Annotated in this window: 23 protein-coding genes and 1 pseudogene; 20 read left to right on the forward strand and 4 right to left on the reverse strand. The window is 69.7% G+C overall.

The features are described from left to right. The 9 genes from KILIM_RS03175 to KILIM_RS23080 all read left to right on the forward strand — a co-directional run. Positions 1–1,430 (forward strand): glycosyltransferase family protein (locus tag KILIM_RS03175; RefSeq protein ID WP_006591179.1); only part of this gene is annotated, 1,430 nt, incomplete at its 5' end. A 259-nt stretch (positions 1,431–1,689) separates the two neighbouring features. After that, entirely contained in the window at positions 1,690–1,980 is a 291-nt protein-coding gene (gene rpsF / locus KILIM_RS03180; protein ID WP_006591180.1) for a 30S ribosomal protein S6, read from the forward strand. 105 nt (positions 1,981–2,085) lie between these two features. Beyond that, positions 2,086–2,679: a single-stranded DNA-binding protein gene (locus KILIM_RS03185; protein WP_006591181.1), complete on the forward strand. Its 594-nt coding sequence runs from the start codon at positions 2,086–2,088 to the stop codon at positions 2,677–2,679. Positions 2,680–2,836: 157 nt separating this feature from the next. Then, a complete protein-coding gene (gene rpsR / locus KILIM_RS03190; protein ID WP_006503798.1) occupies positions 2,837–3,073 on the forward strand; it encodes a 30S ribosomal protein S18 in 237 nt (78 codons plus the stop codon). 24 nt (positions 3,074–3,097) lie between these two features. Further along, the gene (gene rplI, locus KILIM_RS03195; protein WP_006591182.1) at positions 3,098–3,541 is read left to right on the forward strand and encodes a 50S ribosomal protein L9; all 444 of its coding nucleotides are present in this window, start codon (positions 3,098–3,100) and stop codon (positions 3,539–3,541) included. A gap of 165 nt (positions 3,542–3,706) precedes the next feature. Continuing rightward, positions 3,707–4,705, forward strand: coding sequence for a bile acid:sodium symporter family protein (locus tag KILIM_RS03200; RefSeq protein WP_006591183.1), 999 nt, complete (start codon positions 3,707–3,709; stop codon positions 4,703–4,705). A 103-nt stretch (positions 4,706–4,808) separates the two neighbouring features. After that, on the forward strand, positions 4,809–5,894 hold the full coding sequence (locus KILIM_RS03205; RefSeq protein ID WP_006591184.1) for a transaldolase family protein: 1,086 nt from the start codon (positions 4,809–4,811) through the stop codon (positions 5,892–5,894). 57 nt (positions 5,895–5,951) lie between these two features. Next, on the forward strand, positions 5,952–7,901 hold the full coding sequence (iolD, locus tag KILIM_RS03210; RefSeq protein WP_006591185.1) for a 3D-(3,5/4)-trihydroxycyclohexane-1,2-dione acylhydrolase (decyclizing): 1,950 nt from the start codon (positions 5,952–5,954) through the stop codon (positions 7,899–7,901). A gap of 161 nt (positions 7,902–8,062) precedes the next feature. After that, complete coding sequence (locus KILIM_RS23080; protein WP_006591186.1) at positions 8,063–8,863, forward strand: sulfite exporter TauE/SafE family protein; 801 nt, start codon at positions 8,063–8,065, stop codon at positions 8,861–8,863. A 102-nt stretch (positions 8,864–8,965) separates the two neighbouring features. Here the strand turns inward: KILIM_RS23080 and KILIM_RS24845 are convergent. Further along, a pseudogene (locus KILIM_RS24845) lies at positions 8,966–10,135 on the reverse strand (ClC family H(+)/Cl(-) exchange transporter); the annotation flags it as partial. Between the two features lie 173 nt (positions 10,136–10,308). On the opposite strand from KILIM_RS24845, the gene KILIM_RS03225 reads away from it, so the two are divergent. Continuing rightward, complete coding sequence (locus tag KILIM_RS03225) at positions 10,309–10,548, forward strand: AbrB/MazE/SpoVT family DNA-binding domain-containing protein (RefSeq protein ID WP_006591188.1); 240 nt, start codon at positions 10,309–10,311, stop codon at positions 10,546–10,548. Further along, the gene (locus tag KILIM_RS03230) at positions 10,545–10,955 is read left to right on the forward strand and encodes a PIN domain-containing protein (RefSeq protein WP_006591189.1); all 411 of its coding nucleotides are present in this window, start codon (positions 10,545–10,547) and stop codon (positions 10,953–10,955) included. The genes KILIM_RS03225 and KILIM_RS03230 overlap by 4 nt, the downstream gene beginning before the upstream one ends. Positions 10,956–11,204: 249 nt before the next feature. Here KILIM_RS03230 and KILIM_RS03235 read toward each other — a convergent pair whose 3' ends face one another. Beyond that, positions 11,205–11,726 carry a helix-turn-helix transcriptional regulator gene (locus KILIM_RS03235; protein ID WP_006591190.1) on the reverse strand — a complete coding sequence of 174 codons (522 nt, stop codon included), beginning with the start codon at positions 11,724–11,726 and terminating at the stop codon, positions 11,205–11,207. 158 nt (positions 11,727–11,884) lie between these two features. Here KILIM_RS03235 and KILIM_RS03240 point away from each other — a divergent pair, with 158 nt between their 5' ends. Continuing rightward, entirely contained in the window at positions 11,885–12,778 is an 894-nt protein-coding gene (locus tag KILIM_RS03240) for a sugar phosphate isomerase/epimerase family protein (protein ID WP_006591191.1), read from the forward strand. Positions 12,779–12,901: 123 nt separating this feature from the next. Continuing rightward, entirely contained in the window at positions 12,902–14,776 is a 1,875-nt protein-coding gene (pabB, locus tag KILIM_RS03245) for an aminodeoxychorismate synthase component I (protein WP_006591192.1), read from the forward strand. A gap of 160 nt (positions 14,777–14,936) precedes the next feature. Here the strand turns inward: pabB and KILIM_RS03250 are convergent, their stop codons facing one another. Both KILIM_RS03250 and KILIM_RS03255 read right to left on the reverse strand, forming a co-directional pair. Beyond that, positions 14,937–16,016, reverse strand: a complete 1,080-nt coding sequence (locus KILIM_RS03250) for an inositol-3-phosphate synthase (protein WP_040562044.1) — start codon at positions 16,014–16,016, stop codon at positions 14,937–14,939. 136 nt (positions 16,017–16,152) lie between these two features. Then, on the reverse strand, positions 16,153–16,890 hold the full coding sequence (locus KILIM_RS03255; RefSeq protein WP_040562046.1) for a GntR family transcriptional regulator: 738 nt from the start codon (positions 16,888–16,890) through the stop codon (positions 16,153–16,155). A 132-nt stretch (positions 16,891–17,022) separates the two neighbouring features. Between KILIM_RS03255 and iolC the strand changes: the two genes are divergently transcribed. The 7 genes from iolC to KILIM_RS03290 form a co-directional block, all read left to right on the forward strand. Then, positions 17,023–18,033, forward strand: a complete 1,011-nt coding sequence (iolC, locus tag KILIM_RS03260; protein ID WP_006591195.1) for a 5-dehydro-2-deoxygluconokinase — start codon at positions 17,023–17,025, stop codon at positions 18,031–18,033. After that, the gene (locus tag KILIM_RS03265) at positions 18,030–18,986 is read left to right on the forward strand and encodes a Cgl0159 family (beta/alpha)8-fold protein (RefSeq protein ID WP_006591196.1); all 957 of its coding nucleotides are present in this window, start codon (positions 18,030–18,032) and stop codon (positions 18,984–18,986) included. Before iolC ends, KILIM_RS03265 begins: the two co-directional genes overlap by 4 nt. Before the next feature lie 11 nt (positions 18,987–18,997). After that, positions 18,998–19,987 (forward strand): 5-deoxy-glucuronate isomerase, encoded by a 990-nt coding sequence (locus tag KILIM_RS03270; RefSeq protein ID WP_006591197.1) that lies wholly within the window; start codon positions 18,998–19,000, stop codon positions 19,985–19,987. 90 nt (positions 19,988–20,077) lie between these two features. Continuing rightward, on the forward strand, positions 20,078–21,589 hold the full coding sequence (locus tag KILIM_RS03275) for a CoA-acylating methylmalonate-semialdehyde dehydrogenase (protein ID WP_006591198.1): 1,512 nt from the start codon (positions 20,078–20,080) through the stop codon (positions 21,587–21,589). A 190-nt stretch (positions 21,590–21,779) separates the two neighbouring features. Next, positions 21,780–22,679 (forward strand): alpha/beta fold hydrolase, encoded by a 900-nt coding sequence (locus KILIM_RS22000; protein WP_169330733.1) that lies wholly within the window; start codon positions 21,780–21,782, stop codon positions 22,677–22,679. 33 nt (positions 22,680–22,712) lie between these two features. Beyond that, entirely contained in the window at positions 22,713–23,570 is an 858-nt protein-coding gene (locus KILIM_RS03285; protein WP_006591200.1) for a sugar phosphate isomerase/epimerase family protein, read from the forward strand. Positions 23,571–23,981: 411 nt separating this feature from the next. Continuing rightward, on the forward strand, positions 23,982–24,472 hold a 491-nt coding region (locus KILIM_RS03290; protein WP_006591201.1), incomplete at its 3' end, for a hypothetical protein.

The raw sequence follows: 24,472 nt of genomic DNA on the forward strand, positions 1-24,472 counted from the left end.
CGCGGCGGGGCCTGTGGGTGCCGGCGGCGCGGCCGGCGGCGGCCGTGCTGGCCTTCGCCGCCGCGGCCATGGTGGCCCTGGGGATGGTGCAGAAGAGCTACTGCGCCACGCACGGCTGGGGTGGCACCGAGGTCTTCTGGCGCGCCTGCTACTCCGACCTGCCCCGCATGTATGTGACCTCCGGGCTCATCACCAACGCGCTGCCCTACGCGGATCCGCCCATGAGCATCAACCAACCGGCCGGCACAGGCCTGGTGCTGTGGGTGCTGGCCCACCTCGTGCCCACCACGGCCCAGGAGGCGACGTGGTTCGTGGCCGCCTGGGCGATCCTCGCTGCGGCCCTCGCGGCCGGGCTCGCCGTGGCCACGGTCCGCACGATGCGCCGCGACCCGTGGCGGGCGGCGCAGGTCGCGCTGTGCCCGCTGCTCATCACCGTCGTTCTCGTGGGCCCTGACCTCCTCGGCATCCTGCTCGTCTCGATCGGGCTGCTGTGGTGGGCGCGGGACAAGATGATCTACGCGGGCCTGGCCCTGGGCCTGGCGATGTCGGCGCGCTCCTACGCGGTGCTCGTGGTCATCGTGCTCGTCCTCATCGCCGCGCGCGCCGGGGTGCTGCGGGACGCCGCCCGCATGGCCGGGGTGGCGTTGTTGACCTGGCTCGCGGTGGTCGGCGGCGTGGGCCTGGTGACCGGTCCGGCCGTGCTCACCGCCTACCAGACCTGGCTCGGCAGCGGTGCCGAGTACGGCGCGCCGGTGTTCCTGCTCAACCTCATGGGGGTCCAGCTGCCGTTGGGCGCGCTGACCGCCTTTGCCATCGCCGGCTGGATCGTGGCGGTCCTGGGCGCCGCCGCGTTGACGCTGCTCCCGGCGCACCGGCCGCGGGTCGGTGAGGTGCTCGTCGTCGTCATGGTGCTGGTGCTGCTCACGGGCAAGGCGATCCCGGTGCAGGCCACGTTGCTGCTGGCACCCCTGCTCGTGCTCGCCGTGGTGCCCTGGCGCGATGTCGTCCTGTGGTGGGCGGCCGAAGTGCTCTACTTCGTGGCCGTCTGGCTCTACCTGGGCGGGCTTTCGGAGCCGACCCGGGCGCTGCCGGCGCCCTGGTACGCACTCTTCCTCGTGCTGCGCGTCGCGATCATGGCCTACCTGGCGTTCGGAATCATCCGGCGCATCATCGCTCGACCGGCCGCTCTGCCTCCGGAGGAGCAGGTGCTTGGGGAGACCCCGTTCAGCGAGGAACCCTTCGAGGACGACTCGGCCGCGATGCAAGAGGTGACCGGCGAGGAGGCCGATGCTCTGGCCCTCGATCCCGACCTGTCACCGGCCCAGCAACGTGACCAGGCAGACCTGGCGATCAGCGCCCGCCGCGACCCCGACGACGCCGCCGGACCCGCGGCCGGGCGACCCGACGCGCTCGTCGTGACCTTCGGGTGAGTCGGCAGCAGTCGGCGCGAAGCCCGCGGATTGGGCGCTGCGGGCCACGCCCGGTACGCTTGAGCGGTCCAGATCGACGCCCCCTCCGGGGGTCGCGCCCGCACGATGCGGGTCGCGGACGCGAATCGGTCAATCCCACGGTGTCCCTTCGGGTTCTGCCAGGGATCGGCCTGCGCGGCGTCGGACAGACGCAGCATGACCCTTCTGTCACGGGCACTAGACCGTGACCGCACAGACCAGAGGAGGTGGGTTACGCAGCATGCGTCAGTACGAAATCATGATCATCGTCGACCCCGAGGTGGACGACCGTCAGGTCGCGACGTCGCTCGAGCGGTTCCTGGCCGTCATCACCAATGACAAGGGCACCATCGACAACGTCGACGTCTGGGGCCGCCGTCGGCTCGCATACGAGATCAAGAAGCGCCCCGAGGGGGTCTACGTCGTCGTGACGTTCACGGCGACCCCGGCCACGGCCAAGGAGCTGGACCGTCAGCTCGGCCTGTCCGAACAGATCCTGCGCACCAAGCTCATCCGGCCCGAAGCAGCCTGATCGCCTGATCGTTTCGGCTGCCCGGCGTCGCGTTCGCGTGACGTCCTGGCACCGGCTCAGGCAAGCAGCCACGTCACCGCCCGACCCCTCAGAGAGGCAGCCCGCATGGCCGGCGAAACTCAGATCACCGTGATCGGCAACCTCACGGCCGACCCCGAATTGCGCTTCACCCCCTCCGGTGCGGCCGTCGCGAACTTCACCGTGGCTTCCACGCCGCGCCAGTTCGACCGAAACAGCAATGAGTGGAAAGACGGCGAGACGCTGTTCATGCGCTGCTCGGTGTGGCGGGAGGCGGCCGAAAACGTCGCCGAGTCGCTGCAGCGGGGGATGCGGGTCATCGTCACCGGTCGGCTGGTCTCGCGCTCCTGGGAAGACAAGGAGTCGGGCCAGAAGCGCTCCGTCATGGAGATGCAGGTCGACGAGGTCGGCCCGTCGTTGCGCTACGCCACGGCCCGGGTCAACAAGACCCAGCGCGGGGGTGGCGGCGGTGGCCAGGGCGGCGGCTTCGGTGGCGGCGGCGGGCAGGGTGGCTACGGCCAGTCGCGTCCCGACGCCGACCCGTGGGCGACCAACGGTCCCGGTGGGGGCGGCGGCCAGCAGGGCGGCAGCGCCGGTGGTGGCCAGGGCAACCAGGGTGGCGGTCAAGGTGGCGGCGGAGGCTGGGGCAACGCCCCGTCCTACGACGAGCCACCGTTCTGACCCGGCTCTGATCGCGGCTGAGCAGACGATCCTCACGTCGGCGGATGCGTTGTGCATCCGCGCGACATCCGGCGGTCGCGGTGCGACCGCAGTCATTTCGTAAGACCCATCCCGGGGCACCAACCCCGGGCTCTACCCACGAAGGGAGAGCACCACGATGGCCAAGCCCGTTGTGCGTAAGCCCAAGAAGAAGGCGAACCCGCTCAAGGTCGCCAAGATCGAGAACATCGACTACAAGGACACTGCGCTGCTGCGCAAGTTCATCTCCGACCGCGGCAAGATCCGCGCCCGCCGCGTGACCGGCGTCTCCGTGCAGGAGCAGCGCCTCATCGCCAAGGCCGTGAAGAACGCCCGCGAGATGGCGCTGCTGCCCTACAGCAGCTCCGCCCGCTGAGCCAGGTCGTAGACAGGAGACACGATGAAGCTCATTCTCACCAACGAGGTGTCCGGTCTCGGTTCGGCCGGCGACATCGTCGAGGTCAAGGACGGCTACGGCCGTAACTACCTGGTGCCGCGGGGCCTGGCGACCCCGTGGACCAAGGGTGGTCAGAAGCAGGTCGAGGAGATCCAGCGCGGCCGCGCCGCCCGCGAGCTCAAGAGCCTGGACGAGGCCAAGGGCGTCAAGGGTCAGCTCGAGGCCCAGGTGCTGACGATCACGGCCCACGCCGCCTCCGGTGGTCGCCTCTTCGGCGCCGTCACCCAGGGTGACGTCGCCAAGGCCGCCGCCGACTCCGGCATCTCGATCGACAAGCGCCGCGTCGAGTTCCCGGCCGCCATCAAGGCCCTCGGTGACCACGCCGCCACGGTGGCGTTGCACCCGGAGGTCAAGGCGACCCTGAAGCTGCAGGTCGTCGCCGGCTGACGTCGACGTCGTAGCGTCACGAGCGGGTCCGCACCATTCTCGGTGCGGGCCCGCTCTGCGTATCGGGTGCGCGAGAGGTGTGTGACGGGGTGTGACCGGCGGACCCGGTGTGACAGGCGGACCCGGTGTGGCGGACGGACCCCGCGTAGGCGAAGGTAGGGCCTCATGAGCGAGCCCAGTTCTGCGCCGACCGCCGTGAGCCGCAGCGAGGAGCACAGCGCCAAGCGTGCGGTCGCGTTGTTCCCCGCACTGATCCTCGGAGCCGGAGCCGTCGGCTACTTCTTCGCCGAGCCACTCTCCGGGCTTTCGGGATTCATCAACCCGTTGCTCGGGCTCATCATGTTCGGCATGGGCCTGACGTTGCGCTGGCCCGACTTCGCGCTCGTGCTGTCCCGGCCGATCCCGGTGATCCTCGGCGTCGCGGCGCAGTACGCGGTGATGCCGTTGGTCGGCTGGTCGGTGGCCAAGGCGATGGGGCTGCCCGACGAGCTGGCCGTCGGGGTGATCCTCGTCGGCTGCGTCCCCGGCGGCACGGCCTCGAATGTCGTCTCGTACCTGGCCCGCGCCGATGTGGCGCTCTCGGTGACCATGACCTCGGTCTCCACGCTGCTGGCGCCGATCCTCACCCCGCTGCTCACGCTGTGGCTCGTCGGTGCCCGACTGCCCGTCGACGCCGGGGGCATGGCGCTGACCATGGTGCAGATCGTGCTCATACCGGTGGTCCTCGGCCTGCTCGCGCGGGCGTTGCTGCCGCGCCTCGTCGAGCGGGCGCTGCCGGTGCTGCCGTGGTTCTCGGTGGCGCTCATCTCGGTGGTCGTCGCGATCGTCGTATCGCTGTCGGCCGACCGGCTCGTGGCCGCGGGCCTCGTCGTGCTGGTGGCCGTCATCGCACACAACGGTTTGGGATTGTTGTTGGGCTACCTCATCGGGCGCCTCACCGGTCAGAGCGAACGCGCCTCGCGCACCATCGCCATTGAGGTCGGCATGCAGAACTCCGGGCTCGCCTCGGGGTTGGCCACCCAGTTCTTCACCCCGACGGCCGCCCTGCCGGGCGCGGTGTTCTCGGTCTGGCACAACCTCTCTGGGGCGCTGCTCGCCGCGTACTTCCGCCGCCGCGACGCGCGCGCGAGCCAGGCCGGTGCCGCGGACAGCGCCCGCAGCTGAGCGGCCGTTGGCGGAGTTTGTTAGAACATTTTGTTGACAGGCTCATTGCGTCAGCGGTTGAATGGTCGCGAAGCCCCCGACCACGCCTCACCGCGGAGGAACCATGACCCTGCTCGCCAGCCGCACCGACTCCCCGCTGCGGACGATGACCGAGACCACCGACACCGTGCTGTGGAACGACTCCGCGGACCCCGTCGAGCTCAAGGCGTCCATCGAGTTCGGCGCCGTCGGCGCCACCTGCAATCCGGTCATCGCGCTGGCCTGCATCAAGGCCGACCTGCCGCGCTGGAGCGCCCGCATCCGCGAACTCGCCGCAGAGAACCCCACCGCCGGTGAGTCCGAGCTCGGCTGGAAGGTCGTCGAGGAGGTCTCCCTCGACGCCGCCAAGCTGCTCGAGCCGGCCTTCGAGAAGTACTCGGGCGTCAACGGGCGCCTGTCGATGCAGACGGACCCGCGCTTCCACCGCGACGCCACCGCCCTGGCCGACCAGGCCGAGTACTTCAGCGGCCTGGCCAAGAACATCATCGTCAAGATCCCCGCGACCGCCGTCGGCATCGAGGCCATCGAGGAGGCCGCCTACCGCGGGGTGACGATGAACGTCACCGTCTCCTTCACCGTGCCGCAGGTCGTTGCCGCCGCCGAGGCCATCGAGCGCGGCCTGCAGCGCCGCGAGGCCGAGGGCAAGTCCGTCGAGAACCCCGGCCACGTCGTCACCCTCATGTGCGGTCGGCTCGACGACTGGATGAAGGAGCGCTACGCCGCGGAGAAGCACGTCTTCGACCCCGGCTACCTGGAGTGGGCCGGCGTCGCGGCCTTCAAGAAGGCCTACGGCATCTTCAAGGAGCGCGGCTTCCGCTCGCGGCTGCTGTCGGCGGCCTACCGCAACGGCCTGCAGTGGACCGAGTTCGTCGGCGGCGACGTCGTGCTCTCCCCGCCGTTCGCCTGGCAGCAGAAGTTCGCCGCGAGTGGCGTCGACCCGCAGCCGCGCATGGACATCCCGGTCGACCAGGTCATCATCGACACCCTGTACGCCAAGATCCCCGACTTCCGTAAGGCCTACGACGTCGACGGCATGACGCCCGCGGAGTTCGACGACTTCGGCGCCACCCGCAAGACCCTGCGCCAGTTCTTGCAGGCCGACGCCGACCTCGACGCCCTGGTGCGCGACGTCCTCGTCCCCGCCCCCTGATCTTTCGCTGCCTCGATAGCGTCGGGCATCCACCTCGTTCAGCTAAGGAGATTGACGATGACGTCAGCCGGTCGCCGGACCGTTCGGCTCACCGTGGCCCAGGCCCTTGTGCGTTTTCTCGCGGCCCAGTACAGCGAGCGGGATGGGGTGGAACAGCGGCTCGTGCCGGGCATGTTCGGCATCTTCGGCCACGGCAACGTGGCCGGGGTCGGGCAGGCGCTGTTGCAGGCGCAGGTCCAGGCCGAGGAGGCCGGCGGCGGGCAGAGCGTCACCCAGCGCCCGGTCACCGACCCCGCCGACGGCGAGCTGCCCTATTACATGGCGCGCAACGAGCAGGGCGCCGTCAACGCGGCCGCCGCGTTCGCCAAGACCACCGATCGACTGCAGGCGCTGGCCGTCACGGCCTCCATCGGACCGGGCTCGACGAACATGGTGACCGGCGCGGCGCTGGCCACGACCAACCGGCTGCCGGTGCTGCTGCTGCCCAGCGACATCTTCGCCACGCGTTACCCCGACCCAGTGCTGCAGCAGCTGGAGGACCCGCGCTGCCTCGACATCTCGGTCAACGACGCGTTCAAGCCGGTGTCGCGGTTCTGGGACCGCATCAACCGCCCCGAGCAGCTGATCCCCAGCGCGCTCGCGGCCATGCGGGTGCTCGCCGACCCGGCCGAGACCGGCGCGGTGACGATCTGCCTGCCGCAGGACGTGCAGGCCGAGGCGTACGACTGGCCAGAGGAGTTCTTCGCGCGTCGCGTATGGCACGTGGCGCGTCCGGTGCCCGAGCCGGCGGCGCTGGAGCGGGCGTTGGCGGCGATCCGGGCGGCGAAGAAGCCGCTGGTCGTCGCGGGCGGTGGTGTCATCTACTCCGGCGCCTCGGAGGTCTTGCGGGAGTTCGCCTCGGCGACCGGGATTCCGGTGGCCGACACCCAGGCCGGTAAGGGCGCCATCAACTGGGACCACCCGCTGGCCGTGGGCGGTGTTGGTTCCACGGGAAACATGGCCGCCAACACCCTGGCCCGCGAGGCCGACCTGGTCATCGGCGTCGGCACCCGGTACAGCGACTTCACGACCGCCAGCCACACGATCTTCGCGAACCCCGACGTGCGCTTCGTCAACGTCAACGTGCTGGCGTTCGACGCGGCGAAGCACTCGGCCACGATGGTCGTGGCCGACGCCCGCGAGGCCCTGACCGCCTTGCAAGCCGGGTTGGCGGGCTGGCGCACCGACGAGGCTTACCAGTCGCGGGCTGCCGAGTTGGATGCCGACTGGCAGCGGGTCGTCGACGAGTGCTACCACCGCGACCAGACCCCGCTGCCGGCGCAGACCGAGGTCTTCGGGGCGCTCAACGAGCTCATGGGCGACACGGACGTCGTCATCAACGCGGCCGGCTCGATGCCCGGTGACCTGCAGTGCCTGTGGCGGGCCAAGACCCCGCAGCAGTACCACCTGGAGTACGCGTTCTCGTGCATGGGGTATGAGATCCCGGCGGCGATGGGCGTGCGGATGGCCAAGGGTGAGGAGGGGCAGGTCGTCGCGATCGTCGGCGACGGCACCTACCAGATGCTGCCGATGGAGATCGCCACGATCGTCGCCGAGCGGCTCAAGGTGATCTTCGTGCTGTTGCAGAACCACGGGTACGCCTCGATCGGCGCGCTCTCGGAGTCGCGCGGCAGCCAGCGGTTCGGCACGAAGTACCGGATGCGCAACGCCGCGACCGGTCGGCTCGACGGCGAGGAGGTGCCCTTCGACCTCGCCGCCAACGCCGCGAGCTGGGGCGCGACGGTGTTGCGCTGCAACGGCATCGAGGAGTTCCGCGAGAACTACGCCAAGGCCGCGGCCGCCGACGGCCCGACGGTGCTGTACATCGAGACCGACCTCTACGGCCCCAACCCGCCGGGTTCGGCGTGGTGGGACGTGCCGGTCTCCCAGGTCAGCGAGCTGGAGTCGACGCAGCTGGCCAGCAAGGAGTACGAGGAGGAGAAGGCCGCTCAGCGGCACTACCTCTGATCGCCCAAAAGATAGTGTTCGCTTTTGCAGGGCTGACGCTGTAAAAGCGAACACTATCTTTCTGCCGCCGGCCGGGGCGCTGGGTTGAAGCGGCCGGTTCGCCCCTCTTTGCGAGGTTTCGAGGGTTGTCGGGTTCCCCATGCGCGATCGATGAGTGAGGAGTGACCCCGGTGGACCTGTGGATGTTCCTGGCTCTCGGGGTTGGTGCGGCGCTCGTCGGCTTTGCGAAGACGGCGATCGGCGGGGCGGCCACGGTCTCGATCGTCATCTTCGCGACGGTGCTGCCGACGCGGGAGTCGACCGGGGTGCTGCTCGTGCTGCTCATGGTCGGCGACGCGATCGCCGTGTGGACGTACCGCCGCGAGCGCGACTGGGCCCTGATCCGGCGACTGCTGGTGCCCGTGGTGCTCGGGATCGTCGTCGGGGCGTTCTTCCTGGGGTTGGCTCCGGTGGCGCTGCTCAAGGTCGTCATCGGCGGGATCGTCGTGGCGATGACGCTGATCCAGGCGGTGCGGATGTGGGGCGAGTCGCGTGCCCGGCGACGCGTGCCGGCTTCTGTTGCCGCGGCCCCCGGCGCGGGTGCGACGGCTCAGGTGAGCGGCACGAGCCACCTCGGCGGCGCCGGCGCGTTCGGGTCGCTGGCGGGGTTCACGACGATGGTCGCCAACGCCGGCGGCCCGGTCATGACGCTCTACCTGCTGCGCTCAGACCTGAACGTTCGCCAGTTCGTGGGCACGCTCGCGTGGTTCTTCGCGTGCGTCAACCTCATCAAGCTGCCATTCAGCCTGGGCATGGGCCTGGTCAGCCCGCAGCGCTTCCTGCTCTGCCTATCGCTGGTGCCCGCGGTCGTCCTCGGGGCGGTCGTCGGTCGCTGGCTCATCAACCGCATCTCCCGACCCCTCTTCGAGAAGATCGTCCTCGTCGTGGCCGGCCTCTCCGGCGCCTACCTGATGCTCTCCTGAGGGCTGGAGGCCTGCGTCCCTGTTGGCTTGTGATGCCCGTGCGGCCCGGGTCGCGAGGAGGTCGTAGATCGGTTCGCCGCGCAGGGCCGTCGCGACGAGCATCGCCACGGCGCAGGCCCCGAGCATCGGGGGGAGCAGCATCGTGGCGCCGGTCATCTCGGTTGCCAGCACCAGGCCGGTGACCGGGGCGTGCACGCTGGCGGCGAAGAACGCGGCGAGTCCGATCAACGCCATGGCCGCCGGCTCTGGGGCATCCTGCGGGGCCACGGCGATACCGACCAGCCCGACGGCGAGGCCGAGGTGGCTGCCCAGCACGAGCATCGGCGCGAAGAGCCCGCCCGGCGTGCCGGCCGTGTAGCAGAGCACTCCCAGCCCCATGCGCAGCAGCAGAACGCCGAGGACGACCCACAGGGTGCCGTGCCCGAGCAGGGCCTGCTGGGTCAGGTTGTCGCCCGGGCCCACGAGGGTGGGGGCGAACCACCCCAGCAGGCCGACGACGAGAGCGATGCAGGCGGCCCGCGCCTCGACCGGCCAGCGACTCGCATCGACGCGACGGAGGGCACCCATGATGGCCCCGTTGTAGGCGACCGCTGCCACCCCGGCCAGCACCCCGAGGACGAACACGAAGGGGGCCTCGACGAGTCTCGGCTCCGCCAGCTGCGGCATGTCGAACTCGGTGTCGTTGTCGACCAGCAACCGGGCACTGGCGAATCCGGCTGCGGCGCAGGTGAGCATCGCCAGCGTCGCGCGCGCATCGAATCGCTTGAGGAGCTCCTCCAGTACGAAGACCCCGCCGGCCAGCGGGGAGTTGAACGCCGTCGCGAGGCCGGCCGCCGCGCCACCGGCGACGAGCATGCGCAGGTCGCACCGATTGCGCCGCAGCACGGTGGCGACGATGACGCCGATATTGCCGCCCATCTGCACACAGGGGCCTTCTCGGCCGAGCGCCATCCCCGACCCGAGGGCCAGCACGCCGCCCACGTACTTCACGGGCAAGATCAGAAAGCTGCCCGGTTCCATCCGCCCCTGGACGACCGCCTCGACGCGGGGGATGCCACTGCCCTCGGCGTGCGGCTCGATCCGGTGCACCAGCCAGGCGGCGGTTGTCACCGCGGCCACGACCGCCGCGACATACACGGGCATGGCCCACCAGTCGGCACCGCGCGACCAGCCGACGAGTTCAAGCCGGGCGCGGGCGGCGAGTTCGAGCGCACGTCGGAACGTGGCGGCCATCAGCCCGGTGAGCGCGCCCACGACCGCGGCCGTCAGCATGAGCCCCAGAAGCCCGCCGGGCTGCTCGTCGGTGCCGTCGGTCACCACAGAAGCGAGTGTGGCGGCCCGCTCGGCGAAGTCCTAGCGGCCAAGCACACAACCGCTTGCATGTCAGCTGCCGCAGCACACATTCGAGATCGCCGGGGATGGGAAGTGACTGGTAGCGTCTTCCCATGGAAGCGACGATCGACTCGGGTGGGCGAATTCTGTTGCCGAAGGCGCTCCGCGACGCGCTGGGACTGACGCCGGGCTCGAAGGTGGACATCTCCGCCTACGGCGGTGGCGTGCGGGTGATGCCGGGCGGCCGCACGGCGCGGTTGGTGCGGAGCGACGACGGTCGCCTGGTCGCCGTGAGTGACACGGTCGTCACCGATGATGATGTCTTCGCGCTGATGGAGTCCGGGCGCCGGTGACGCGGGTCGCGGTGGACACGAGCGTCGCGGTGCCGCTCCTGGTCGCAACGCACCCCGCCCACGATCGCGTGCAGGAGTGGGCTCGAGGGCGAACGCTCACTCTTGGCGGACACGCCCTTGCGGAGACCTTCTCGGTACTGACCCGGTTGCCGGGGGACGCCCGCCTCCTACCGGAGGATGCCGCCGGGCTGATCGACGACAACTTCGACGGCTCTCTCCAGTTGGAGGCAGAGGCCGCCGCGACGGTCCATCGCGAGTTCGCCGAGCGCGGGGTGGCCGGTGGCGCCGTGTACGACGGCCTCGTGGCCGCTGCGGTGCGCGCGCACGATGTCACGTTGGCCTCGCGGGACGCGCGGGCGCGCGGGACCTATGAGTCGATGGGCGTGCGTGTCGAACCTCTGACGTAGCGTCAGCTCCTTGACGTGGCGCCGGCTCCCTGGGTGCCACCGCTAGTGATGCCCTGTCGCATGTCCGTCAACCAAGGCGGCTGCCCATGAGGCGAAGTACTCCCGCACCGGCGCCTCGCGGTCGAAGCGTTGGACGAGCACGTACACGTCAGCGAAGTCGCGGGCCGCGGCCCGACCCCTGGGAGACGTCCAGCCCGAAGAACAGCGCAGCGACCTGGATCTGGATGGAGCTCAGCGGGTCGAAGTCCATCACGCGATGCGCCGTTCGACGTCGTCCCCAACCAGGGGACTCCATGCAGCTCGAACCCGGGCCGGAAGCACGAGCTCAGCCCATAGGTCGACCAGGAGGGCGCCGTCGATGTAGGTCAACACATCGTCTGGGCCTCCTTCGCGCAGCACGAGCTCATAGACCCGGGCCCGCTGTCGCCGATCACGCAAGTCGAATCTTCGGCCTCGATCGGACCAGTTCAGGTGTAGCGGCAACTCCACGACAGCGAACGCCTCGCCCACCAACAGGCACGGTAGATGAGTCGGTACCAGGATGGAGCGACCGCGATCCAGGCCTGCCTGACGGAACTCAATTTTGGGCTCGATTGTCAGCGAGAACCCGGCTTGTTGAAGGATGCGCTCGGTCGTCTCGATCGTGGGGGACTTATGCCCGTTCTCGTATGCCGACAGCGTGGGTCGGGACGTGCCCGACCGGGCCGCCAGTGACGACTGCGAGAGCCCCGCAGCCTTGCGGGCTCGTTGCAAGAGGTTGCTGTCCGCCATCGCCAGAGTGTATCTGATTGAATACCTACAGCGCTGGGAAGCGCGCTGAGAGTCGCAGCCCAAAGCTCATGTAATGTTGTGCTAACAAAGTCTTGACAGGGGAGATGGAGGCCGAAAGACTGGGCTGGTCCGGCCCTCCCGCCCTTCAGGAGCCTTCGATGAAGATCGCCCTCGACCCGACTCCCTTCCACCACGACTACTCGCTGCTCGAGCTTCCGGGCGTCGTGGCCGACTGCGGGTTCGAGTACCTCCAGCTGACGCCGCACCGCGACATCACGCCGTTCTTCCGGCACCCCAAGGCCGACGACGCGCTGGTCAAGGCGTTCAAGAGGGCCTGTGACGACGCCGGGGTCGGGATCGCGAGTGTGCTGCCGGTGCAGCGCTGGTCGGCGCCCGATGAGTGGGCGCGCGAGGCGGCGGTGCGCAACTGGAAGCGGCTCATCCAGATCACCGTGGACCTGGGCTGCCAGGTGATGAACACCGAGTTCTCGGGCCGCCCGGAGAAGCCCGAGGAGTCCGAGGCTGCGTTCTACAAGTCGATGGAGGAGCTGCTGCCGATCATCGAGCGCGAGGGCCTGGACGTGCGGATCGACCCGCACCCCGACGACTTCGTCGAGGACGGCCTGGAGGCGATCCGCGTGATCCGCGGGCTGAACAGCGCCAACATCGGCATGGTCTACGTCGCCTGCCACAGCTACCACATGGGCCACCCGATGCGGGACATCATGCGTGAGGCCGGCGACCTCCTGCGGCTCGTGCACGTCGCCGACACGATGGACCACCACCGCAGCCATGGCCTGCGCTACATCACCAACCCGCCGGGCAACTCCGTGCGCGTGCACCAGCACCTCAAGATCGGCGACGGCGACCTCGACTGGACCGACTTCTTCGAGGGCCTGGGCGAGCTCGGTTTCTACGACCGCGACGACACCGTCATGTGCAGCTCGGTTTTCGCCGAGGACGAGAACGCCCACGAGGTCAGCCGCTACCAGCTGCGCACCATGAACGACTGGATCGACCGGGTCCGCTCCGGCGAACCCACGGGCGCCTGAAGAGAAGGTGGCGCTGGGAGAGTCGGCACCAGGAGCGTTTGCCCATGGCCTCGGGCCGTCCGAAGCTGAGCCTCGTTAGGGTGTGGCGCACAGCCGTGTGACGACGAAAGGCACCGCCGCCCGATGAGCACCAGGGCCACCCCGGTGGCGAGCTTGGACGACCCGCGCGGCGGCGTCAGCTACCGGTTCGACACGCTGACCGGTCAGCTCGCCGCGTGGTCGCACCACGAGGTTCCGGAGGTGATCGCGGCGGCCGAGGCCGCCGCGCGTGCCGGTCAGTGGGTGGTCGGCTTCGTCGCCTATGAGGCCGCCGCTGGGCTCGATCCCACGCTGCCTGCCTCCGCTGGAGTGCCCGGACTACCCCTGGCGTGGTTCGGGCTGGCCGAAGCGCCCGATCGCCCCGACAGCGACAGCGACAGCATCAGCACCAGCCAGCCTCGGCGGTATCGCACAGAACCCTGGGAGATCGACTGGTCCGCCACCACGCACGGTGAACGGGTCGAGCGGGTGCGTGAGGCGATCGCGGCCGGGGAGACGTACCAGTGCAACCTCACGACCCGGCTGCGGTCCCGGATCACGGGCGATCCGTACGCCTACTACCGCGACCTCGTCGCCGCACAGCGCGGCGCGTACAACGCCTACCTCGACCTCGGTCGGCACGTGATCCTGTCCGCCAGCCCCGAGTGCTTCTTCGAATGGGACGGCACCAGCGTCTTCAGCGTCCCCATGAAGGGCACCGCCCGACGAGCCCCCGAGCCGGCCGCGGACGACGCCGCCCGGGTCGCGCTGCACGACTCGGCCAAGGACCGGGCCGAGAACGTCATGATCGTCGACCTCATCCGCAACGACCTCACCAAGATCGCGGCACCTGGGTCCGTGGAGACGACGGCGCTGTTCGACACTGAGCCGTACCCGACGGTCTGGCAACTGACCTCGACCGTGCGGGCGCGCACCCGGCTCGGCACGAGCCTCCTCGACATCTTCGCCGCGATGTTCCCGTGCGGGTCGGTGACCGGCGCCCCCAAGCGACGCACGATGGAACTCATCGCCGACCTTGAGGACTCCCCGCGAGGCATCTACTGCGGCGCGATCGGCTACCTCGCGCCGCCGCAACAGCCCGGCGACGCACCCACCGCCCGCTTCAACGTCGCCATCCGCACCGTCCTGCTCGACCGCACCGACGGCAGTGCGGTCTACGGCGTCGGCGGCGGGATCACCTGGGGGTCGACCCCGGCCGGGGAGTTCGCCGAGGTGTTGGCCAAGGCCGAGGTCCTGGCGAAGGCAGAGGCTCGCGCCACCGCTGAGCGGCTCTTAAACTCCTACGCCCCGGCGCAGTCGGACGTGCTCGCGCAAGCCGAACGGCCCGATCTGATCGAAACGTTCGCCATCGACCACGCCCGTCCGCGCCATCTGAGTGAACACCTGCAACGCCTCGCCGCCTCCGCGGCGTACTTCGGCGTCTCGTTCGACGTCCACGCGGCACGAGCGCAGGTCGAGCAGGCGGCGGCTGAACTGGGGGAGGCCGTGGTGCGGTTGCGGCTGAGCCCGCAGGGGGTGGTGGCGCTGGAGCCGCGCGAGCTGCCTCCCGCCAGCGAGCGGCCCGTCGCCCTGCGGATCGCTGACCATCCGGACCGCCGCGTCGACCCAGACGGCCCCGAGGGGGTGTGGCTGGCGCACAAGACTTCTCGGCGGGCTGTCTACGAGCGTGCCCGCGCCGCGCACCCAGACAGCGACGACGTCGTCCTGGTCAACACCGCCGGCCACGTCACCGAGACAACCATCGCCAACCTTGCCGTCCGGATAGACGGCATCTGGTACACACCGCCGCTACGCGACGGGTGCCTGCCCGGCGTCGGCCGCCGCCTTGCCCTCACCGCCGGCGACCTGCACGAACGCTCCATCACCGTCGACGAGCTGCGCGCCGCGGAGGCGATCGACGTCATCTCCTCGGTCCGCGGCCGCCGCTCCGCCGAACTGTTCGACTCGAACCGGGCGTAGCGACTTCTTGACGTACCGGGAGCACTTACGAACAGTGGCGCCGCGGCGAATGCCCAGGTCAGGGCGATGCGCGCGAAGACGGTGTCGTCGCGAGTACGTTGAGAAGTCGCTACCCCAGGAGGCGAGCTCGCCCGAACCCGCCTTGGCCGGCGGCGGCAGGTCAGCTGGCGGCGGAGCCGGCGATGAAGGCCTCGACCTGAGCGCGGCCGATGTCGTCGGGGCGCTGCTCGGGCGGGGACTTCATGAGGTAGGCCGCGGGGGAGAGCAGGGGGCCGCCGATGCCGCGGTCCAGGCCGATCTTGGCAGCGCGGATGGCGTCGATGATGATGCCCGCGGAGTTGGGGGAGTCCCAGACCTCGAGCTTGTACTCCAGGTTCAGCGGCACGTCGCCGAACGCCCGACCCTCCAGCCGCACGTACGCCCACTTGCGGTCGTCCAGCCACGCCACGTAGTCGCTCGGGCCGATGTGCACGTTGCGGGCGCCCATGTCGTGCGACAGGTTCGACGTCACGGCCTGGGTCTTGGAGACCTTCTTGGACTCCAGGCGCTCGCGCTCCAGCATGTTCTTGAAGTCCATGTTGCCGCCGACGTTGAGCTGGTAGGTGCGGTCCAGCACCACGCCGCGCTCCTCGAACAGCCGCGCCAGCACGCGGTGCGTGATCGTCGCGCCGACCTGGCTCTTGATGTCGTCGCCGATGATCGGCACGCCCGCCGCCTCGAACTTCGCGGCCCACTCCGGGTCGCTGGCGATGAAGACCGGCAGCGCGTTGACGAAGGCGACGCCAGCGTCGATCGCGCACTGGGCGTAGAACTTGTCGGCGACCTCGCTGCCCACCGGCAGGTAGGAGACCAACACGTCGACCTTCGCGTCACGCAGCGCGGCGACGACGTCGACCGGCTCGGCGTCGGACTCGGTGATCGTCTCGTTGTAGTAGCGGCCTAGGCCGTCCAGGGTCGGGCCGCGCTGCACGGTGACCCCGGTCGGGGGCACGTCGGCGATCTTGATCGTGTTGTTCTCGCTGGCGTTGATCGCCTCCGCGAGGTCCATGCCGACCTTCTTGCCGTCGACGTCGAACGCGGCGACGAACTCGACGTCGCGCACGTGGTAGTCGCCGAAGCGCACGTGCATGAGGCCCGGCACGGTCGCCTCGTCTGCGGCGTCGCGGTAGTACTCCACCCCTTGCACGAGGGAGCTAGCGCAGTTGCCCACGCCGACGATCGCCACTCGAATCGAACTCATTGACTTGCCCTTCCCAGCTGTCCGCGGCCGCGAGGCCGCCTGATGCGGGGACGACTGCGAAACCCCCGTGGGAGCACAGGCTACAAAGCCCACCTTTGTCAGCCCACACCGCCCACCGTGGCGGTCATCGGGTGCGTCAGCGTTCGTGCACCGTGATGTCGAAGGCGTACTGGTCGGCGCGGTAGCAGTGGTCGCCGAACTCCACCGGCACCCCGTCGGCGTCGTAGGCGTGCCGGGTCATCGTCAGCAGCGGCTGACCCTTGTGCACGTCGAGCAGGCGCCGCTCCTTGGCGCTGGCCGATCGGGCTCCGATGACCTGGTGCCCGACGACCGGCCGGACGCCCTTGCGGCGCAGGATGCTGTACAGGCTCTCGGCCTCCAGGTCGTCGATGGTCAGGTCGGCGTGCTGCGGCGGCAGCCAGTTCGACAGGATCGCCAGCGGCTGATCGCCGGCCATCCGCAACCGCTCGAGAAAGACGAGTTCGGAGTCGACGGGCACCTGCAGGGCGGTCGCGGCGCGCTCGTCGACGAGCGTGGTCAGCGTGAGCACCTGGGTGCGGGGCGCGCGGCCGCTGCGCGCCAGGTCTTCGTGCAGGCTGGTCAACTCGTCGCGGCGGTGCACCACCTGGTTGGCCACGGTCGTGCCGATGCCGCGGCGGCGCACCAGCAGGCCGCGCTCGACGAGTTCGGCGATCGCGCGCCGCACAGTAGGCCGGGAGAGGCTGAGTCGGTCGGCCAGCGACAACTCGTTCTCGAACGCGTCTCCCGGCTTCAAGGTGCCGTCCTCGATGGCGGCGGTCATCTGCTCCGCGAGCTGGTGGTAGAGCGGCACGGGTGAGGTGCGATCGATCTCCACGGCAAGTTGTGCTGCCATCTGCCTAGGGTAGACGACCGGTGGCTCATTGTCGTCACAGTGCATATGTCCTAACAAACTATTGACAGGGTCTCGCCGCTGCGGTTGACTGGGCGCAGCGCAGCCGCCCCCGACGCGAAAGGCACCGACGCCATGTCCGACCAGACGTCCCCGCAGACGTCCCCGCAGACGTCGGAGGCGACCGCCGCCACCGACTCCGGTCTGGATGTCGTGACGATCGGTCGCATCGGCGTCGACGTCTACCCCCACCAGATCGGAGTCGGTCTGGAGGAGGTCGAGAGTTTCGGCAAGTTTCTTGGCGGTTCGGCCACGAACGTCGCCGTCGCCGCCGCCCGACTCGGGCACCGCACGGCCGTCATCAGCCGAACCGGCGACGACCCGTTCGGCCGCTTCGTGCACCAGAGTCTGCGCGCGTTCGGCGTCGAGGACCGCTGGGTCACCTCCGTGCCGAACCTGCCCACGCCGGTGACCTTCTGCGAGATCTTTCCCCCCGACAACTTTCCGCTGTACTTCTACCGCAACCCCAAGGCCCCCGACCTGGTCATCGAGCCCGACGAGATCCCCGTCGAGGCCGTCCGGGACGCCCGCGTCTTCTGGGCCACCCTCACCGGCCTCTCCGCCGAGCCCAGCCGCTCGGCGCACCTGCGAGCCTGGGAGGCCCGGGGGCGCAAGGCGCTGACGGTGCTCGACCTGGACTACCGGCCGATGTTCTGGAACGACCCGGCGGAGGCCACTGCAGCCTGCGCCGAGGCGCTGGCCCACTGCACCGTCGCCGTCGGTAACAAAGAAGAGTGTGCGGTTGCCGTCGGTGAGGAGGAGCCCGAGCGGGCCGGTCGCGCGTTGCTGGAGCGCGGGCTCGACCTCGCGATCGTCAAGCAGGGCCCCAAGGGCGTGCTTGCCATGACCGCGACCGAGACCGTGCAGGTGCCGCCGATCCTCGTCGACGTCGTCAACGGCCTCGGCGCCGGCGACGCCTTCGGTGGCGCACTGTGCCACGGCCTCATCGAGGGGCTGCCGCTGAAGGAGATCGTCACCCTGGCCAACGGGGCTGGGGCCATGGTCGCCGCCCGGCTCGAATGCTCCTCGGCGATGCCCACCGAGCCCGAGCTCCGTACCTTCGTCGCCGGTCGGGAGGGCGCATGAGCCGCGCCGCACACCCCCTTGCCAGCGGTCACCGCGTCGGCGGGCTGGCCGGCCCGCGCGTACCGATCGCCGACCTCAGTGCGGTGCGCCGCCGCGACCCGCAGGCCGTGACCCGCGCCTGGCGCACCCGCCGGCGCCGGGCCCTGCTGCGGGGCGACGATCGGCTGCTCATCGTGGCCGCCGACCACATGGCCCGCGGCGCGCTCGGCGTCGGGGACGACCCGATGGCGATGGCTTCGCGGCCCGACGTGCTCGAGCGGCTGGCCACGGCCCTGACCCGCCCCGGCGTAGACGGCGTGCTCGGAACCGCCGACGTGCTCGAAGACCTGCTGCTCATGGGCCTGCTGGACGACAAGGTCGTCATCGGCTCGATGAACCGCGGCGGCCTGCAAGGCGCGGCCTTCGAACTCGACGACCGGTTCACCGGCTACGCCGCCGCCGACATCACCGCCAACCGTCTCGACGGGGGCAAGATGCTGACCCGCGTATGCCTCGGGGACGTCGGCACCGCCGCCACCCTGGAGGCCAGCGCCCGGGCCGTGTCCGATCTGGCGCACGCGGGCGTCATGGCGATGGTCGAGCCGTTCTGGTCGGTGCGGGCCGATGACGGGCGGGTCCGCAACCTGCTCGACCCCGACTCGGTCATCAAGTCGGTGCATGTCGCCTCGGGCCTGGGCGCCACCAGCGCCCACACGTGGCTCAAACTGCCGGTGGTGGACGAGATGGAGCGCGTGCTGGAGGCCACGACCCTGCCGACGCTGTTGCTCGGCGGTGACCCCAACGGCGATCCGGAGCACACTTACGCCTCCTGGGGTCGCGCGCTGCGCTGCCCCTCGGCGGCTGGGCTCGTCATCGGTCGCGCCCTGCTCTATCCGCCGGACGGCGACGTGCGCACCGCCGTCGACATCGCCGCCGACCTCGTGCACGCCCCCTCCCACGCGCCCTCCCACTGAAAGGTCTGCCCGTGAGTGACAACTGGATCCTCCCCTTCGGGGCGGAAGGTGACTCTGACTATCCGGTCGCCATTCGCCCCGGGCGCCCCGGCTGGGCTCACACCGGCCTCCTCGTCGCCGACCTGGCCGACGGCGAGTCGCGCACCATCGAGACCGGCGCCGACGAGTACCTCGTGCTCGTGCTCTCCGGCGGCGACGTGCAGGTCGAGTGCGGCGAGCACAGCGACGTCCTCGCGGGCCGCGCCAACGTCTTCGCCGGCCCGGCGGACGTCGCCTACATCCCGCGCAACAGCACGGTCACCGTCACCTCGACCGGAGGCGGACGGGTCGCCTTCCCATTCGCCCGCGCCAAGGCCGACGTGGCCTACTCGGTCGTGCGTGCCGCCGACATCCCGGTCGAGTTGCGCGGCGCGGGGCAGGCGTCGCGGCAGGTGCAGAACTTCGGCACTCCCGGCACGCTCGAGGCCTCCTCGATCATCGCGTGTGAGGTCATCACCCCCGCCGGCAACTGGAGCTCCTACCCGCCGCACAAGCACGACGAGCACCGCGAAGGCGTGGAGTCCGAGCTGGAGGAGATCTACTACTTCGAGATGCGCGCGATCGCTCGCGAAGCGAGCCTGATCGCGCAGCACGAGGCGTCCGGCGAAGCCGGTCCGAGCTTTCCGGGGGGCACTCGGGGGGCGGAGCCCCCTGAGCGGGGGGGCACTCGGGGGGCGGAGCCCCCTGAGCGGGACCCCTTCGGGGTCCAGTTCGTCTATGGCACCGACGAGCGGCCGATCGACGTCAAGGCGTCGGTGCGCAGCGGTGACGTCGTTCTTGTACCGCATGGTTGGCACGGGCCAGCGATGACCCCGCCCGGGTACGACATGTACTACCTCAACGTCATGGCCGGCCCAGGGGCGGAGCGGGTGTGGCTGATCTGCGACGATCCCGCCCACGGCTGGGTCCGGCAGACCTGGGACGACCAGCCCATCGATCCGCGCCTCCCTCTCCGGGGCTGAACCACCCATTCCGACTGCGCCGATCGCTCTCCGGTCGGGCGCCGAACAGCATCGACAACTTGTAGCAGCACGCAATTACAAAGGAGCATCGTGAGCACCGCGACTGTCAACGCCACCCGCATCACCCACCTGGTCGGCCACACCCCCTGGGAGGGGCAGGCCGAGCGCACGAGCGAGGTCTTCAACCCGGCGACCGGCGAGGTCACCGGCATCCTCGACCTGGCGAGCAAGGAGCTCGTCGACGAAGTCGTCGCCCGCGCCGACGTCGCCGCCAAGGAGTGGGGTCAGACCTCGCTGACCAAGCGCGTGCAGGTGCTCTTCGCGTTTCGCGAGCTGCTCAACAACAACAAGGAGCGGATCGCCGAGCTGATCACCGCCGAGCACGGCAAGGTGACCTCCGACGCGCTCGGTGAGGTGACCCGGGGCCTGGAGGTCGCCGAGTTCGCCTGCGGTATCCCGCACCTGCTCAAGGGCGGCTTCTCCGAGAACGTTTCGACGAAGGTCGACATCTACTCGATGCTGCAGCCGCTCGGGGTCGTCGGGGTCATCAGCCCGTTCAACTTCCCGGCGATGGTGCCCATGTGGTTCGTGCCCATCGCGGTGGCCTGCGGCAACGCCGTCATCATCAAGCCGAGCGAGAAGGACCCGTCGGCGGTCAACGCGGTCGCGGAGCTCTGGAAGGAGGCGGGGCTGCCCGACGGCGTCATGAACGTCGTGCACGGTGACAAGGAGGCGGTCGACGCGCTCCTGGACAACAGGACTGTGAAGGCGATCAGCTTCGTCGGCTCGACCCCCATCGCCAAGTACGTCTACGAGCGCGGCACCGCGAACGGCAAGCGCGTGCAGGCTTTGGGCGGGGCGAAGAACCACATGCTGGTGCTGCCCGACGCCGACCTCGACCTGGCCGCCGACGCGGCCGTCAACGCCGGTTTCGGTTCGGCGGGCGAGCGCTGCATGGCGATCTCCGCGCTGGTGGCGGTGGACTCGATCGCCGACGAGCTCGTGGCCAAGATCAAGGAGCGCATGGCGACCCTGAAGACCGGAGACGGGTCGACGGGCTGCGACATGGGTCCGATCGTCACGGGCCAGGCCCGCGACCGCATCACGGGCTACATCGAGGCGGGCGTGCAGGCAGGCGCCGAGCTGGTCGTCGACGGCCGGGAGGCGGAGTTCCACGGCGGCGAGAACGGCTTCTTCGTCGGCCCGACGCTGTTCGACAAGGTCCGTACGGAGGCCTCGATCTACACCGACGAGATCTTCGGCCCGGTGCTCTCGGTCGTGCGGGTCGCCTCGTACGACGAGGGCCTGGAGCTCATCAACTCCAGTGCGTACGGCAACGGCACCGCGATCTTCACCAACGACGGTGGCGCGGCCCGGCGCTTCCAGAACGAGGTGGAGGTCGGCATGGTCGGCATCAACGTGCCGATTCCCGTGCCGATGGCCTACTTCTCGTTCGGCGGCTGGAAGGACTCGCTGTTCGGCGACAGCCACGCCCACGGCATGGAGGGCGTGCACTTCTACACCCGCACCAAGGCCGTCACCGCCCGCTGGCTGGACCCGAGCCACGGTGGGCTGAACCTGGGGTTCCCACAGAACGCCTGACGACAGCGCGTCCCGAAGGTCCGCTAGGTGGCACGAGCAGCATGTTGCCCGTGCCACCTAGCGGCGCCAAGGGGGCTGATGCGTCGCGGGACCCGCCCCGGTGACCTGCCAGGAAGGCACAGGGAGCGCTCGTAGCATGGTGCTGCTGGTGCCAAGGTGGGGGCCACGGATCGAGAGGTGCGTCATGACGATGACCGAACGACAGGTGGCGGTGCCTGGGGGTGACCTTGCGGTGTTGGATTACGGCGGCTCAGGGCCTGATGTGCTGCTGATCCACTCGGCGGGGCACAACGCGCACACGTGGATTGAGGTGGCGCCCTTCCTGGCGCAGCACGCGCATGTGTACGCCTTCGACCTGCGCGGGCATGGGCAGAGTTCGGCGGAGGTGACCGAGGGGTCGATGCAGACCAGCGACGACGTGGTGCGCCTCATCGAGGGGCTCGGGTTGGAGCGCCCGGTCGTCGTGGCCCACGAGTTCGGCGGGATGTACGCCGTGGCGGCCGCGGTCGAGTGCCCGGCGATCAGCGGCCTCGTGCTGGTCGACAGCGCGGTCGTCGAGACGACTGACGCCGTGCGTGACCTGGTGTCGATGATCGCGGACCCGATGGTTCTCGATCTGCTGGAGGAGCGGTTCGGACTCGGGCGCAGCGGCCCCGACGCGGCCTCGCTGGCCGAGTACGTCGACTCCTACGTCGAGCGGATTCGCGAGGACTGGATGGCGCGCACCTGGGATGGGGAGGCGGCTCGTCGTCTGGTCCTGCGGGGTGTCGTTATCGCGGAGGATGGTTCGTGGGCCCGGCGGCCGACGCTGCAGACGGTGCAGGATCTAGCCGAGATCCCGAGCAGCTACCCCTACTATCCGGGGCGCGAGTTGATGGAGACGCTGGGCTGCGCGATCCAGGTGATCACGCTGACCAGCGGGCACTTCGCCCCGGCCGACAGCGTGGCGGACCGTGCGGCGGCCAACCCGACGTGGCAGTTCGTGGCCCTCGACGTCGACGCCGAGGCTCTCAACACCCATCCCAGGTTGGTCGCGGCTCCGATCGTGGCCTTCCTGGAGTCCCTGCGGAGCGAAGCGCCCTCGACCTAGGCACCGCCGCGACCATAGGAGAAGGAGCATGCCGTGTCGCTGGATTCGCTGTTGGCGACGTGTTGGAGCAGCGCGGGTGATGCCGCGTCGGACCGCGCGGACCTGCGCAGTCCGGTGCCGTTGCGGCAGCGGGTGGAAGCCGCGGCGGCTGCCGGCTTCACCGGCTTCGGGTTGTTGTCCGCCGATCTACCCGCCGCGGAGGCGGAGTACGGCCTGAGCGGGATCCGCTCGCTGCTGGCCGACAACGGCATCGTCGACCTGGAGCTTGAGGACATCCCGCGCTGGTGGGACGACGGCCCCGCGCGGGCCGAGTCCGACCGCGTCCGGCACTCATTGCTGCGCGCGGCCGAGGCGCTGGGGGCGCGGCACCTCAAGGTCACCCCGGACGGCGCCAACGAACCGTGGGATCGCGGGCACTGGGCGGCGAAGTTCGCTGAGCTGGCTGAACAGGCCGCGGGGGTCGGGGCGCGGCTGGGGATCGAGTTCTTTCCCTGGGCCAATGTCGCGTCGCTGGCCGACGGGCTTGCGCTCGTGGCGGAGAGCGGCCACGACAACGCCGGGGTTGTCATAGACGTCTGGCACATCGCGCGCGCCGGCACCCCGGTCGCCGACCTCGCCCAGGTGCCCCTGGCGCGGATCATCGGGGTCGAGCTGAACGACGCCGACGCGGTGGTCGTCGGGACGCTGTTCGAGGACACCGTGCACCGCCGCCGGTTCTGCGGAGAAGGCTCGTTCGACCTGACCGGCATGATCGCCGCCCTGCGCACCGCCGGCTGGACCGGCCCGTGGGGCGTGGAGATCCTGTCCGACGAATACGTAGCGTTGCCCGTCGAGGTCGCCCTCGACCGAGCCGCACGCACTGCACGGGCAGTCCTCGCCAAGAGAGCCTGAGGTCCTTGGGTTTCGCAAGTATCGTCGCCCACCAGGTCGGTCGGATTGTCGGCCAGGGTCCGCGCCCATGGCGTGCCGGCGGCGCTGCGGGTGCGGTGGTTGAGCGGCCCTCCACGAGAGGAGACGGCTGTCGGCGGGCTCGGTTGGGCCACTCTGCGCTGCTATCGACAGCCCACACGACGGCGACCCGCTCTGGCTGACCGTTACGGCCACCAACTGCGCGTCACGAAGCCTGGCACATCGGCATTGTGATGCAGATCACTCTGATTCGAGGTCCGGTACGGCCTCGAGATTGCCTGTGCGCCAACAGAACTCACGGCCCTTTCAGGCAATCTGAGATCGCTTGTGCTGCAGTGAGATTCAGCAATTAGTAACGTTGCTACTACAAATCCTGTTCGATAGTGTTCCCGTATGGAACCCACCGCAGCGGACCTCGTGACCTGGCTTGACGCCGGGTCCGCGACCCTGCTGGGGCACGCCGGTGACCTGACTCGGCTGGGTAGCGATGACCTGGCCGGGCTGGCCGCCGGGGCCGCGAAGATCGTGAATGCTGCGAAGGCGTTTCAGGCGGCTGTGGTGATGGAAGCCCGGGAGCGGGGAGTCATCGCGGCCTCGGACAACCCCAAGACGGCCGCGTGGGTCGAGCAGTCCTGCCGGGACGCCGGAGTGCCGCTGGCCCCGGCGCAGGCGCGCGGGTTGGACGAGGTGTCGCGGACCTGCTCGACCCCGGATGTCGCGAGGCTCAAGGATGCCGTCGTGGCTGGGGAGTGCACGGTCGAGTCGGCGGCGATCATCGCCTCGACGTACCGGCGGCTGTCGCCGAAGGTCGACGTCCGCGGGTGGGACACGGTGCTGGACCAGCTGATCGGCTGGCTCGGTGAGGGCGCGACCCGGAAAGAGAT

Origin of the sequence: Kineosphaera limosa NBRC 100340 (genome assembly GCF_000298215.1) — a bacterium.
Taxonomy (GTDB): domain Bacteria; phylum Actinomycetota; class Actinomycetes; order Actinomycetales; family Dermatophilaceae; genus Kineosphaera; species Kineosphaera limosa.